Annotated in this window: 15 protein-coding genes and 1 tRNA gene; 8 read left to right on the top strand and 8 right to left on the bottom strand. The window is 70.6% G+C overall.

Annotated elements, in window-relative coordinates; genetic code table 11:
* Window positions 1-114: 114 nt before the first annotated feature.
* Entirely contained in the window at window positions 115-1155 is a 1041-nt protein-coding gene (locus ACFFCN_RS02665; protein ID WP_375489459.1) for a diguanylate cyclase, read from the top strand.
* A gap of 10 nt (window positions 1156-1165) precedes the next feature.
* On the opposite strand, the gene ACFFCN_RS02660 is transcribed toward ACFFCN_RS02665, so the two are convergent.
* The 5 genes from ACFFCN_RS02660 to bcp form a co-directional block, all read right to left on the bottom strand.
* Window positions 1166-2014 carry a DNA-methyltransferase gene (locus tag ACFFCN_RS02660; protein ID WP_375489457.1) on the bottom strand — a complete coding sequence of 283 codons (849 nt, stop codon included), beginning with the start codon at window positions 2012-2014 and terminating at the stop codon, window positions 1166-1168.
* Between the two features lies 1 nt (window position 2015).
* Window positions 2016-2088, bottom strand: a tRNA-Leu gene (locus ACFFCN_RS02655).
* 89 nt (window positions 2089-2177) lie between these two features.
* Window positions 2178-2783: a hypothetical protein gene (locus tag ACFFCN_RS02650; protein ID WP_375489455.1), complete on the bottom strand. Its 606-nt coding sequence runs from the start codon at window positions 2781-2783 to the stop codon at window positions 2178-2180.
* 9 nt (window positions 2784-2792) lie between these two features.
* Window positions 2793-2978 (bottom strand): TraR/DksA family transcriptional regulator, encoded by a 186-nt coding sequence (locus ACFFCN_RS02645; protein WP_375489453.1) that lies wholly within the window; start codon window positions 2976-2978, stop codon window positions 2793-2795.
* Between the two features lie 167 nt (window positions 2979-3145).
* Entirely contained in the window at window positions 3146-3616 is a 471-nt protein-coding gene (gene bcp, locus ACFFCN_RS02640; protein ID WP_375489451.1) for a thioredoxin-dependent thiol peroxidase, read from the bottom strand.
* Between the two features lie 80 nt (window positions 3617-3696).
* On the opposite strand from bcp, the gene ACFFCN_RS02635 reads away from it, so the two are divergent.
* The 3 genes from ACFFCN_RS02635 to ACFFCN_RS02625 all read left to right on the top strand — a co-directional run bounded on the left by ACFFCN_RS02635 (window position 3697) and on the right by ACFFCN_RS02625 (window position 5723).
* Entirely contained in the window at window positions 3697-3921 is a 225-nt protein-coding gene (locus ACFFCN_RS02635) for a DUF3618 domain-containing protein (RefSeq protein WP_375489449.1), read from the top strand.
* A gap of 93 nt (window positions 3922-4014) precedes the next feature.
* Window positions 4015-4632, top strand: coding sequence for a DUF47 domain-containing protein (locus tag ACFFCN_RS02630; RefSeq protein WP_375489447.1), 618 nt, complete (start codon window positions 4015-4017; stop codon window positions 4630-4632).
* An 89-nt stretch (window positions 4633-4721) separates the two neighbouring features.
* Window positions 4722-5723, top strand: coding sequence for an anion permease (locus tag ACFFCN_RS02625; RefSeq protein WP_375489445.1), 1002 nt, complete (start codon window positions 4722-4724; stop codon window positions 5721-5723).
* Here ACFFCN_RS02625 and ACFFCN_RS02620 read toward each other — a convergent pair.
* From ACFFCN_RS02620 to ACFFCN_RS02610, 3 genes are read right to left on the bottom strand one after another with little or no spacing between them, the layout of a single operon-like run.
* Window positions 5710-6528: a biotin-dependent carboxyltransferase family protein gene (locus ACFFCN_RS02620; protein ID WP_375489443.1), complete on the bottom strand. Its 819-nt coding sequence runs from the start codon at window positions 6526-6528 to the stop codon at window positions 5710-5712. The genes ACFFCN_RS02625 and ACFFCN_RS02620 overlap by 14 nt on opposite strands.
* 10 nt (window positions 6529-6538) lie before the next feature.
* Complete coding sequence (locus tag ACFFCN_RS02615; protein ID WP_375489441.1) at window positions 6539-7147, bottom strand: allophanate hydrolase subunit 1; 609 nt, start codon at window positions 7145-7147, stop codon at window positions 6539-6541.
* Between the two features lie 9 nt (window positions 7148-7156).
* Entirely contained in the window at window positions 7157-7915 is a 759-nt protein-coding gene (locus ACFFCN_RS02610) for a LamB/YcsF family protein (RefSeq protein ID WP_375489439.1), read from the bottom strand.
* Window positions 7916-8054: 139 nt separating this feature from the next.
* On the opposite strand from ACFFCN_RS02610, the gene efeU reads away from it, so the two are divergent.
* The 4 genes from efeU to ACFFCN_RS02590 form a co-directional block, all read left to right on the top strand.
* Window positions 8055-9650: an iron uptake transporter permease EfeU gene (gene efeU, locus ACFFCN_RS02605; protein ID WP_375489437.1), complete on the top strand. Its 1596-nt coding sequence runs from the start codon at window positions 8055-8057 to the stop codon at window positions 9648-9650.
* 40 nt (window positions 9651-9690) lie between these two features.
* On the top strand, window positions 9691-10863 hold the full coding sequence (gene efeO / locus ACFFCN_RS02600) for an iron uptake system protein EfeO (RefSeq protein ID WP_375489435.1): 1173 nt from the start codon (window positions 9691-9693) through the stop codon (window positions 10861-10863).
* Window positions 10864-10928: 65 nt separating this feature from the next.
* Entirely contained in the window at window positions 10929-12176 is a 1248-nt protein-coding gene (gene efeB / locus ACFFCN_RS02595) for an iron uptake transporter deferrochelatase/peroxidase subunit (protein ID WP_375489433.1), read from the top strand.
* A 17-nt stretch (window positions 12177-12193) separates the two neighbouring features.
* The coding region (locus ACFFCN_RS02590) for an alpha-hydroxy-acid oxidizing protein (protein WP_375489431.1) at window positions 12194-12708 on the top strand (515 nt) is incomplete at its 3' end.

The raw sequence follows: 12708 nt of genomic DNA, 5'->3' as shown, positions 1-12708 counted from the left end.
GCACTACGCGTGCCGCTGACCAAAACGCGCGGCAGGCATTCCCTTCCAGTAAAAATCGTGTAAGTTTAGTCTGTGTCTGCTACCGGTCACGGTCCGGCGCCTGCCGCGCCAGCGGTGACCGCTGCGCGCGTGCACGGCCGGCGCAGCGGGGACAACCCCGCGTTGCACGACGGACTACGCGCCGTTCTGCAGGCTGATGCGAACGCGGCCGCACTGGGCCAATTCCTGCTCATCTCGTGCGGTCTGGCCGTCGTCGTCGGCGCGGCCCTGCTGGGCCCACGCACCCGCGCCTGGCTGGTGCTCGCCGTGATCAGCGCGGTCATGGTCGCCGCCATCGCGGTGAGCAACCGGCTGGACTGGACGCGGCTGCCGGCCCGCGCAACGCTCATCCACCCGGTGCTCGTGGCGCTGGCCCTGACGGCCCTCGGTGCGGCTGACCGAGGAGAGTTCGCCCCGCTGACCGGCGTGCTCGTACTCTGCTTCGCCTACATCGGGCTGACCCAGCGACCGGGCACCTCGCTGGTGGCCCTGGCGCCGGCCGCGGCGGTCTATCTGGTCGTCAATGCGTCCTTCGAACGGCAGGTGCTGGTCCGGCTGGCCGTGGTCGCGCTGATCTGGCTGATGCTCGGCGAGATGGTGGCGCAGATGACTGCGCGCCGCAACGTGCTGACCCAGGCACTGCACGCGGCGGCGCACTCGGATGCACTGACGGGCGTGTCCAACCGCCGCGGCTGGGACACCAGGGTGCGTGCCGCGGCGTCGGGCGATGCCATCGTGCTGTTCGACCTCGACCGCTTCAAGGAAGTCAACGACGTATTGGGCCACGCCGGCGGTGACGCCGTGCTGTCCGACTTCGGCGCGATGCTGCGCCACGGCCTGCGCGAAGGTGACTTCTGTGCGCGCTTCGGCGGCGAGGAGTTCGCGCTGCTGCTGCCCGGAACGAGCACCGAGAACGCCACCGTCGTGCTGGCGCGGTTGCGCGGGCGCTGGGCCGGCATCCGTCCCGAGGTCACGTTCTCCAGCGGCGTCGCGGTGTGCCGCGCCGGGCGCAGCGTCGAGGACACGCTCGCCGCTGCCGACGCGGCGCTGTACGAGTCCAAGGCCGGTGGCCGCAACACCGACCGGTTCGAAGCAGCCGCACTGAACTCGCGCTGACACACCCGCGTCAGGCGAACGTCGTTCCAGCAGGCAGCCGGGCGCGCATGACCTCGATCGCCTCGGGATTGCTGTCGATCAGCGTGAACCGGCGACCCAGCTGCGCAGCCACCGCGCCCGTCGTGCCGGACCCCGCGAAGAAGTCGAGCACCCGGTCACCGGGGCGCGATGACGCGGAGACGATGCGCCGCACGATGCCCTCCGGCTTCTGGTTCGGGTAGCCGGTCTTCTCCCGCCCGTTCGTCGCGACGATCGTGTGCCACCACACGTCGGTGGGCAGCTTGCCGCGGGCCGCTTTCTCGGGTCCGACCAGGCCCGGTGCCAGATAGGGGATGCGCTCCACGGCGTCCTGGTCGAAGAGGTGCGCGCCCGGCGTGCGCACGTACACGAAGATCGTGTCGTGCTTGGCCGGCCATCGGTCACGAGCGCGGCCGCCGAAGTCGTACGCCCAAATCACCTCGTTGAGGAACGCGTCGCGCCCGAAGACGGCGTCGAGCAGCAGCTTGACGTAATGCGCCTCGCGGTAATCGATGTGCAGGTAGAGCGTCCCGCTGGCCGTGAGCAGGCGGTACGCCTCACGCATCAGCGGCTCCAACCAGCCGAGGTAGTCGTCGTGCACGTCGAGGTAACCGCGGCGCGAGATCTCCGCGGTGGCGTATCGCCGGCCGCCGAAGCCGGTGCGGTCGCCGGTGCCGTCGTCCACGCCGGTGGTGCTGATCGTGCGCCGCTGCTGTCGCCGGCCGGTGTTGAACGGCGGGTCGACGTAGATGAGCTGGCACGATGCGCCCGGCAGCGTCGGCAGCACGTCCGCGCAATCGCCGAGGACGACGCGGTCGATGTCGACGACGGGTTCACTCACGTAGGGCCGGGGGGATTCGAACCCCCACTGGACGGCACCTAAAGCCGCTGCCTCTGCCGTTGGGCTACGGCCCCTTCGGTGGCACAGCGTACGAGGCCGTGCTGGCGAAAGCAGTGATCGAACCGCACTGCGCCTCGCCAGAACGAGGCGCAACGCGGATCGATCACGCGTTGACCCGGCCGCCGTACGAGTCGGCCAGGGCGGCGGCGACGGTTTCGGCGTCGGCCTGCGCGGTGTCGTCCGGGTACTCGGGCAGCAGGTCGTCCCAGACGACCAGCCAGGACCCGCGCAGCTGCGGTTGGCCGAGTGGGCGCGAGAAGAACCAGACGTGCAGGTGGGCGCCGCCGTCGCCGATGCGATAGACGTGTGCCCGGCCGACGTTGGGCAGGGCCTCGACGTGCCGGGCGATGTGGGCGGTCAGCACGCCCAGCTCGGCGGCGCGCGTGTCCGGCAGATCTCCGAGATCGACATGGTCACGGGGGTAGAGCATCAGCACCAGCGGCACGCCGACCTCGGTCATGCGACCGAGCCGCCAGTGATCGTCGATCCACAACCCCTCGTCGCGTCGACGACAGGCGGAGCAGTCGTCGGCGTTCTCGTCCGCGCGGTGCGCTTCGGGAAGTACCGGAGGCCGGAGCGGCGAAACGTGCAGGCCGCCTGGTTCGAACGGGCTGCCCGCCCAATCGGTCATCCGGGCCAGCGGCAGCCGACGCTCGTCGTCCGCGACCGAAAGCGCGTGTTGGTAGAACTCCTCGGGAGCGAGCGCCATGGACGCAGATTAGGGGTTGCGCCCAGCCCGCGCGCAGTCGATGCAGCGGTCGGTCGCCGGCAGGGCGGCGAGCCGTTCGGCGCCGATCGGCCGGCCGCACACCGCGCAGCCGGCAGCGTCGACGCCGTCGACGGCGTCGTCGCGGGTCAGCGCGGTGTCGATCGCAGCGAGCCGCCCGAGCGCGCGGTCCAGCATCGCCTGCGCCTGTGCCCGCTCGAACCCGATGGTGGCGCCTTCAGGGTCGTGCTCGTCGTCGCCGGTGGTGGACGACGCGGAGTCGAGGATGTCGTCGAGGTCTGCGCGTAGTCGCGCCGCGCGTTCGGCGGCGGCGTCGCGCGCCGCGAGCAGGTCGTCGCGCCGGCTCAGTCGTCCAGCCCGAGGTCGCGGCGCAGCTTGGCGACGTGCCCGGTCGCCTTGACGTTGTACTGCGCGAGCTCGATCCGTCCGTCTGCGTCGACGACGAACGTCGAGCGGATGACTCCGGTGACGGTCTTGCCGTACATCGTCTTCTGGCCGTACGCGCCGTAGGCGTCGAGTGTCGTCTTCGACTCGTCGGACAGCAACGGGAACGTCACACCGTCGCGTTCGCGGAACGTCGCGAGCTTCGCGGGCTTGTCGGGGGAGACACCCAGCACCGTGTAACCGGACGAGGCCAGCGACTCGAGGTTGTCGCGGAAGTCGCATGCCTGCGTGGTGCAGCCCGGCGTCATCGCGGCGGGATAGAAGTAGACGATCACCCGCCGGCCGCGCAGGTCGGCCAGTGTGACGTCCTTGCCGTCGGCGTCAGGGAGCGTGAAGTCGGGCGCTTGATCGCCGGGTGCGAGTCGGGCCATGTCCGCAGGCTATCCACGCGCCGCCGCGATCGACGCACTAGGCTCTCGACGCAATCGATTCCTAGCAGGGAGGACGCGGCGTGCCCGACGAGAGCCCGGACGACATCCAGCGCGACATCGAGCGCTCGCGCGCCGCGCTGGCTGCGGCGGTCGACCAGCTCGCCTACCGGGGCAACCCCACGAGGATCGTCGAGAACGCGAAGCAGTCGGTGCGGGAGAAGGCGAACACGACCCAGGGTCGGGTCGTCATCGGTGTCACGGGGGCCGTGCTGGTGCTGCTGGTCGTGCGCCGCATCCGCAAGTAGCGCGCCCCACCGCCGCGGGTGTCGCCGCGATGAACGACAGGTGAACGGCGAGGGTTAGGGTGCCCGGACCGGACCCGATCGCCGAGGAGCACCGTGCCGTTCCGCATCACGCCACGTGACCATGCGTTCTACGAGATGTTCACCGAGGCTGGCCGCAACGTCGCCGGTGCGGTCGAGGTGCTCGGCGGGCTGAGCGACCCGAATGCCAATCGCGAAGTCATCGCCAAAGAACTGCGTGAGCGCGAGCATGCCGGCGACGCCGTGACCCACCGCATCATGCGCCAGCTCAACACCAGCTTCATCACGCCGTTCGACCGTGAGGACATCTACCGGCTCGCTTCCGCACTGGACGATGTCATCGACGCGATCGAGGCAGCGGCCGACTTCATCGTGCTGGCCGACGTCGGGCGGTTGCCGGCGCTGATGAACGAGCAGATCCATCTGCTGCAGCGCTCGGCGAACGAGACCGCGGAGGCGATGTCGCGCTTGCAGACCCTGCGCGACCTCGAGCCGTACTGGATCGAGGTCAACAGGCTGGAGAACGAGGCCGACCGGGTCTACCGCAAGCTGCTGTCGAAGCTGTTCAGCGGCGACTACGACGCACTGACGATGGTCAAGCTGCGCGAGGTCGCGGACGGCCTCGAAGAGGCTGCCGACGCGCTGGAGCACGTGGCGCACGCCGTGGAGACCATCGCGGTCAAGGAGTCCTGAGTACCGGTGAGCGACGCTTGCGGAGCGAACCTTGAATCACAGTCCGCTGCGAGCCTCGCGTCGTCCCCGGAGCGGAGCGAGGAGACGACGTGAGTACCACTGCCTTGGTGGTGGTGATCGTCGTCGTTGCGCTCGGCTTCGATTTCACCAACGGCTTCCACGACTCGGCGAACGCGATCGCGACGTCCATCTCGACCAAGGCGTTGACGCCGCGCGTCGCGCTCGCCATGGCAGCGATGTTCAACGTGGTCGGCGCGCTGATCTCGACCAAAGTGGCCAAGACGGTGGGCAGCGGCATCATCCCGCCACCGACGCACGGCAACGCCGGGTTGGAGGTCGTGCTGGCCGCGCTGCTCGGCGCCATCGCATGGAACCTGGTGACCTGGTACTTCGGGCTGCCGTCGTCGTCGACGCACGCGTTGATCGGTGGGTTGGTCGGCGCCGCGCTGGCCGCCGCCGAATCCATCAACTGGCAGGGCGTGATCGAGAAGGTCGTGCTGCCGATGGTGATCTCGCCGCTGATCGGTTTCGCCGCGGCCTACCTGGTGATGGTGGCCATCCTGTGGTTGTTCCGCCGGGCCAACGCGGTGCGGGCCAACCGCAACTTCCGCTGGGCGCAGATTTTCAGCGCGGCCGGGATGTCGTTCGGGCACGGCACGCAGGACGCACAGAAGACGATGGGCGTCATCGCGCTGACCCTGGTCGTGTCCGGGCATCTCGGCAGCAACGCCGGCATCCCGCTGTGGGTCATCCTGTCCTCGGCCGGCGCCATTGCAGCGGGCACCTACTCCGGTGGTTGGCGCATCATGCGCACGCTCGGCCGGCGGATTTTCTCGCTCACTCCGGCAAGTGGCTTCGCCGCACAGACCGTCGCCACCGGCGTCTTGCTGGCCAACGCGCAGTACGGCCTGCCGGTGTCGACGACGCACGTCATCACGTCGTCCGTGATGGGAGTGGGTGCCACGCGCCGGGTGTCCGCGGTGCGGTGGGGAGTGGCCGGCAACATCGTGTTCGCGTGGATCCTGACGCTGCCCGCCGCCGCACTGGTCGCGGCCGCCTGCTGGGCGATCATTCACCTCATCGGGTCGTGAACCGGACGGTGTCTCCAGGGCGCGCCTGGGCGATCGGGTCGAGATCGCGCAGTACCGCGATCACCGGGTAGCCACCGGTCACCGGGGCATCCGGACCGAACACGATTGGCCGCCCGTCCGGGGGCACCTGCAGCGCGCCGGGCACCGTCGGCTCGCTGGGCAGTTCGCCGTCGACGGCCCGCTCGAGCCGCGGCCCGTCGAGGCGCACGCCGACTCGGTCGCTGCGGTCGCGGACCGTCCACCGCGCCTCCAGCAGCCGGGCCGCGGCGGCCGGGGTGAACCAGTCAGCGCGCGGGCCGAGCACGACGCGATGGGCGTCGACACCGGCGGGTGCCACCCACGTGCCGTCCGCGGGATTGCCGCGCGCGGTGCCGACGGCGAGGCGGCTACCCGGTCGCAACGCCGGCGGCCCCAGGCCGCTGAGCGTGTCGGTGCTGCGCGAGCCAAGTATCGGGTCGACGTCGAGACCGCCGCGCACGGCGAGGTAACTGCGCAGGCCGACGGCCGGCGTTCCCAGCGACACCTCGGCGCCGGCCGGCAGCGTCACCGCCCTGCCCCAGTCCGGTGCACCGGCGCACGCGGCTCCGGTCAGGGCGACGGTTACCGCGCGCTCGACGCGCAGGCGCAGGCCGCCGAACGTGCATTCGACCACGGCGGCGTTGTCCGGGTTGCCGACGAGCCGGTTGGCCGCGCGCAGCGCGGCGCGGTCGAAGCCTCCGCTGCGTGGCACACCGACTGCGGCGCGGCCGATGCGGCCGAGGTCCTGCACGGTCGCCGACGGTCCGGGCTCGACGATCTCGATCATCCGCGTGCCATCAGGACGGCCGGAACCGCACCGGCGTGCCGGGCACCAGCAGCGCGGGCGGGTCGGCTGTGGCGTCCCACAACTGCGCTTCGGTACGTCCGAGTAGCCGCCAGCCGCCCGGCGACTCGCGCGGGTAGACGCCGGTGAACTCGCCGGCGACGCCGACCGAGCCGGCGGGCACCCGGGTGCGTGGCTCCGCCAACCGGGCCACGTGCAGCCGTTCGTCGAGCCCGGTTACGTAGGCGAATCCCGGTGCGAAGCCGCAGAACGCCACCACGTACTCGCGGCCGCTGTGCACGGCGATCAATTCGTCGGGCGTCATGTCGAGCTCGGCCGCGGTGGACCGCAGGTCAGGGCCGTCGTAGCGGACCGTGAGCTCGACGACGTCGCGGACGGCGGCAGGCTCACGCGCTGCTGTCCCCGCGGCCGCGGCCGCGGTGATGCGCTCGCGCAGTGCCGCGGACACCTCCCGCCTCGTACGTACCAGCACGGTGCGCGCACCCGGAACCGTCTCGACGACGTCGACGTCGGCGCGCAAGGTTTCGGCCAGCGGCACGACCTGGTACACGTCGTCCACCTCGACGAGCACGCCGTCCATACCGCACGGCAGCAGACGCATCGGCGGGCCTCAGTCGACGAACGGCTCGACGGACACGCCGGCACCGAGCAACGCCTGCCGCACCTGTCGCGCGATCTCGACGGCGCCCGGGGTGTCGCCGTGCACGCACACCGAGGCGGCGTCGATCTCGCGGTCCGCGCCCTCGGTCGTCGGCACGCGGTGATCACGCACCATGCGCACCACCCGCTGCGCGATCTCCTCGGCGCCGTCGAGCACGGCGCCGTCGGTGCCACGGGGGACGAGCCGGCCGGTCGGCAGGTAGCCGCGGTCGGCGAACGCCTCGGCGACGAACGGCACCCCCGCGTTGCCCGCGGCGGCTGCCATCGCCGAGTCGGGAAGTGCCAACAGCGGCAAGGCGGCGTCGAAGGCGGCGATGCCGGCAACGACGGCCGCGGCCTGTTGCTCGTCGTCGGCCGCGGTGTTGTAGAGCGCGCCGTGCGGCTTGACGTAGCGCACCCGGGTGCCGGCTCCGCGGGCACACGCGTCCAACGCCCCGATCTGGTACAGCACGTCGGCCGCAAGGTCGTCCGGGTCGATGACGATCCGGCGGCGGCCGAAGCCGGCGAGGTCGCGGTAGCTGACCTGCGCCCCGACGGCCACCCCGTGCGCCGCTGCACCCGCACACACCCGACGCATGGTGCGCGGGTCGCCGGCGTGGAAACCGCACGCCACGTTGGCGCTCGACACCACCTCGAGCAGCGCGTCGTCGTCGCCGAGGCGCCACACGCCGAAGCCCTCGCCGAGATCGGCGTTGAGGTCGATCCGCACGCAGCACACCGTAGTTGTGATCAGCCTCGCCCAGCGCTTGTGGTGACCCTGGCATCGTGGTTTACGCTCTGGCGTAAGGCTTGCCTAACCTTAGGTACCTGTCCGCCCACCCGCCCCTCGGCGTCGAGAGGACGATCGCATGTTGCCGACCTTCGTCATCGGACTGCGCGAAGGGCTCGAGGCGGCATTGATCGTCGGCATCATCGCTGCCTTCCTGCGCAAGCAGGGCAGGCGCGACCTGTTGCGCTGGGTGCTGATCGGTGTCGGGTCGGCGATCGTGCTCTGCGTCGCGGCGGGCATCGCGCTCGAGGTGTATTCGGCCAACCTGCCGCAGCGCCAGCAAGAAGGTCTCGAGACCGTCATCGGTGCGCTCGCCGTCGGCATGGTCACGTACATGGTCGTGTGGATGCGCCGCAACGCACGGCAGCTGAAGAGCCAGCTCGAAGGCATGGCCGCGGACGCAATGACCGGGCGCGCGAACGCCGGGCGCGCGATGGTGCTGATGGCCTTCCTGGCGGTCATCCGCGAGGGCCTGGAAACCGTCGTCTTCCTGCTCGCCGCGTTCAACGAGAGCGGCAGCGGCTCGGCCGCCGGTGCCGGCGCCACGCTCGGCATCCTCGTGGCCGTGGCGCTCGGGTACGGCCTGTACCGCGGGGGCGTCCGCCTCAACCTGTCGAAGTTCTTCCGCGGCACCGGACTCGTGCTGGTGCTCGTCGCGGCCGGTCTCGTCGTCAACGCGCTGCACACTGCGCACGAGGCGGGCTGGCTGAACATCGGCCAGGGCGGCACCGTCGACCTCTCGTGGCTTGTGCAGCCGGGCACCGTCCAGGCGTCGCTGCTGACCGGGATGCTCGGCATCCAGGACCACCCGGTCGTGATCGAGGTCGTCGGCTGGCTGCTGTACCTGATCCCCGTCGGGCTCTATGTCGCCTGGCCGCCCGGCAAGGCCGTCCCGGCGCGCGCGCTCGCCAGGGTCGCGGGTGTCGCAGCGCTCCTGACGGCGGTAGCGGCGGTGTTGCTCGCGGCGCTGGCGCCTGCTGCGCCGGCCGCGCGACCGACAACGTCCGCGCGCAGCGTCAGCGCGCAGGTGAACTCGCGTGATACGTCGTCCGCGACCGTCCGTACTGAAGCGCAGGACCCCGTGCACGGCACGGTGGGTGCCGCACAGGAGTTCCGGCTGCCGGCGGCCGGCCGCGCGCGCCACGACGGCGTGGACGCCGATGTGTTCCGGATCGCGACCGACGTGCCCACAACGGACTTGCCGACCACCTTGTCGCTCGACAAGGTCGCGCAACTCAACGGCGGGCGCCTGCCGATCGGGCTCGTGCAGTTCGGCGCGAGCGCACCCACCGACCTCACGGCTGCCTACCGCGGCACGCGCACGCTGACGGTCTGGTTGGACACGCGCACCGACCGGGTGCTCGACCTCGCCTGGACCGAGCAGATCGCCCTGTCCGTGCGAGCCGGCGACCGCACCGTCGCCCTCGACCGGCCCTATGCGAACGCCACCTCGCGCCTGCCGGCCACCGCGGCCCGCGCCGCCGTCGCCTCCGCGAATGCCGCGCACACCACGATCGACGACCGGTCCCGCCTGCACACTTTGGCCGCTTGGTGCGCGGTACTCGCCGTGCTCGCGCTGCTGGTCGCCGCGGCAGCGCTGCTCGCCGCGCGTCGCCGGGCAGCCGAGACCGCGGTCACGTCGGCCGAACCAACGGCGTCACTCGTCCGTAGTTAGGTTAGGCTCGCCTAACCTGCCCGACGACCGTGGAGAATCGATGATCCGACGCCCCGCTCTCGCCCTAATCGGCGCCACTGCGCTCATCGGCACGCTCGCCGCCTGCTCCGGCTCCGGATCGAAACCGGCCAAGCAATCCAGCGCCGACGCGAGCGGCAACGCGCGCATCGCCGCGGTGACGATCAGTGCGGCGCACGGCTGCGCGGTGGACCGCAAGTCGTTCCACGCGGGCGGCATCACCTTCAAGATCGCCAACAAGGACGCCACCGCGGTCAGTGAGGTCGAACTGCTCGCCGGTGAGCGGATCGTCGGCGAGAAGGAGAACCTGCCGCCGGGCTTCACCGGCCAGTTCGCCGTCGACGTCCCGGCCGGCACGTACAAGGTGAACTGCCCCGGCGCATCCACCGAGTTCACGTCGATCAAGGTCACCGGCAAGAGCGCCGTCGGGGACGCGAGCACCGCGACGCAGTTGCAGACCGCGTCGAAGCAGTACGCCACGTACGTCGACACGCAGATCGGCGGCCTGCTCACCACCACCAAGCAGTTCGCAGCCACGCTGCACGGCACCGACCTCACCGCGGCGCAGAACGCGTACATGAAGGCGCGGCCTTACTACGAGCGGATCGAGCCGGTTGCCGAGTCCTTCGTCATCAACAAGGACAGCATCGACGCCGACCTCGACGCACGCGCCGGCGACGTCCCGGCGTCGCAATGGCGCGGCTTCCACCGCATCGAGATGCTGCTGTTCCAGCAGAAGACGCTGAAGGGGACCGCTGCCTACGGCGACAAGCTGGTCAGCGACGTCCAGCGCCTGCAGGGGCTGACGAAGGGCTTGACGTACAAGCCGACCGAACTCGCCAACGGTGCCCAGGAACTGCTGGACGAGGTTGCCAGCAGCAAGATCACCGGCGAGGAGGAGCGGTACTCGCACATCGATCTGCTCGACTTCGCGAACAACGACGAGGGTGCGGAACAGGCCTTTGCACAGCTGCAGCCCGCGCTGCAGAAGATGGACCCCGCGCTGACCCAGCAGATCGCCGGCAGCTTCGCGTCCCTCGACAAGCTGGTGGGCACCTACCGCACCACCGCGAACGATTCGGGCTACAAGCTGTACACGCAGCTGACGACAGCCGACAAGCGGGCGCTCGCCGCCGCCGTCAAGGCTGTGCAGGAGCCGCTGTCCCAGGTGGCCAGCAAGGTCGCGAACGCATGATCGTCACGCGCGGTGCCGGTGTCCGTGGGCAGCGCACGACGCAGGTCTGAGAGGTTCACCCACGCATGGCTGACGGTACGTCACGACGCAGGTTCCTCGGCGGCGCTCTCGGCGCGGCCGGCGCACTCGCTGCCGGCGGTGCCGGCTTCGGCGTGGGCCGGGCGACCGAACCGGCGGACGCCAGCCCGGCGAGCACGCCGTCCGTCGTCCCGTTCTACGGCGAGCACCAGGCCGGTATCGCGACTCCGGCCCAGGACCGGCTCGCCTTCGCCGCCTTCGACGTCACAACCAGCGACCGGCAGGCGCTGGCCACTCTGCTCGGCACCTGGGCGGCCGCGGCCGCCCAGATGACCAAGGGTCTGGAGATCGGGGCGGTGGAGACCGCCCCGCAGGCACCACCGATCGATACCGGGGAGGCCGTCGGCCTCGGAGCGTCCCAGCTGACCGTCACGGTCGGCTTCGGCCCGTCACTGTTCGACGACCGGTTCGGCCTGGCCACACAGCGCCCTGCGGCACTTGCCGAGATTCCCGCGCTGCCCGGCGATGCGCTGCAGCCCCAGCTCAGCGGCGGCGACCTGTGCGTGCAGGCGTGCGCCGACGATCCCACCGTCGCCTTCCACGTCATCCGCAACTTCGCCCGCCTCGCGCGCGGCACGGCCGTGATGAAGTGGTCGCAGCTCGGCTTCGGGCGCACCTCGTCGACGTCGAAGAACCAGCAGACCGAACGCAACCTGCTCGGCTTCAAGGACGGCACCAACAACATCAAGAACCAGGACGCGCACGACTTCGACGACTACGTGTGGGTCGGGCGCGAGACCGACCAGGCGTGGATGACCGGCGGGTCATACCTCGTCGCGCGGCGCATCCGCATGCTCATCGAGTCCTGGGACACCGACCAGCTCTCCGACCAGGAGAACGTCATCGGCAGGTACAAGACGTCGGGCGCGCCGCTGTCGGGCAAGCACGAGTTCGACACCGTGCAGCTCGAGGAGGTCCGCCACGGCACACCGGTGATCCCGGTCAATGCGCACATCCGGCTCGCCGCGCCCAGCACCAACGGCGGCTACAAGCTCCTGCGCCGTGGCTACTCCTACACCGACGGCATCGACGCGCAGACCGGGCTGCTCGACGCCGGGCTGTTCTTCATCGCCTTCCAGAAGGACCCGCGCAAGCAGTTCGTGCCGATCCAGCGCAAGCTGGGCAGCCACGACGCGTTGAACGAGTACATCCACCACACCAGCAGCGCGTTGTTCGCGGTGCCACCCGGGCTGCACGAGGCCGGCGACTGGTGGGGCAAGAGCCTGCTCACCTGACGTGCCAGAGTGACGGCATGAGTGTGCCGTCCGTGCCGAACTACGCCACGGAGATCTATGACCGCGGCGTCGACGGCGAACTGCCGGCGTTCCCGACCGATCTCACCGAGCTCGAGGCGGCAGCGCGCGAGCAGCTGGCCGAGATCCCGTTCGACTACGTCGCCGGGTCGGCCGGCTCCGGTGCGACGGGCGCGGCCAACCGCGCGGCCTTCGACCGGTGGCGCATCGTGCCGCGCATGCTCACCGGAGCCACCGACCGCACGCTGCGCACCACGGTGCTCGGCAGCGAGGTCGCCGCGCCGATCGGCACCGCACCGGTGGCGGCGCAGGGCATCGTGCATCCCGACGGTGAGCTCGCCGTCGCGCGCGCAGCCGGTGAACTCGGCCTGCCGATGATCGTGTCGACGCTGTCCTCGCGCACGATGGAAGAGGTGGCCGCGGCCAACGGCGACGGCGTGCGGTGGTTCCAGCTGTACCGGCCGAACGATCCGGACGTCTGCGCCAGCCTGTTGGCGCGAGCCGCCGCGGCCGG

Origin of the sequence: uncultured Jatrophihabitans sp. (assembly GCF_964246335.1) — a bacterium.
In the GTDB taxonomy this organism is placed as follows: Bacteria; Actinomycetota; Actinomycetes; order Mycobacteriales; family Jatrophihabitantaceae; genus Jatrophihabitans.
This window is presented reverse-complemented; position numbering and strand designations above follow the sequence as displayed.

Bases quoted from the DNA above. Each gene is read 5' to 3' on its own strand.
- ACFFCN_RS02650 (WP_375489455.1), bottom strand. From the start codon at position 2,783: ATGGCGCTCGCTCCCGAGGAGTTCTACCAACACGCGCTTTCGGTCGCG.
- ACFFCN_RS02645 (WP_375489453.1), bottom strand. From the start codon at position 2,978: ATGCTGGACCGCGCGCTCGGGCGGCTCGCTGCGATCGACACCGCGCTG.
- bcp (WP_375489451.1), bottom strand. From the start codon at position 3,616: ATGGCCCGACTCGCACCCGGCGATCAAGCGCCCGACTTCACGCTCCCT.
- ACFFCN_RS02620 (WP_375489443.1), bottom strand. From the start codon at position 6,528: ATGATCGAGATCGTCGAGCCCGGACCGTCGGCGACCGTGCAGGACCTC.
- ACFFCN_RS02615 (WP_375489441.1), bottom strand. From the start codon at position 7,147: ATGCGTCTGCTGCCGTGCGGTATGGACGGCGTGCTCGTCGAGGTGGAC.
- efeU (WP_375489437.1), top strand. From the start codon at position 8,055: ATGTTGCCGACCTTCGTCATCGGACTGCGCGAAGGGCTCGAGGCGGCA.
- efeO (WP_375489435.1), top strand. From the start codon at position 9,691: ATGATCCGACGCCCCGCTCTCGCCCTAATCGGCGCCACTGCGCTCATC.
- efeB (WP_375489433.1), top strand. From the start codon at position 10,929: ATGGCTGACGGTACGTCACGACGCAGGTTCCTCGGCGGCGCTCTCGGC.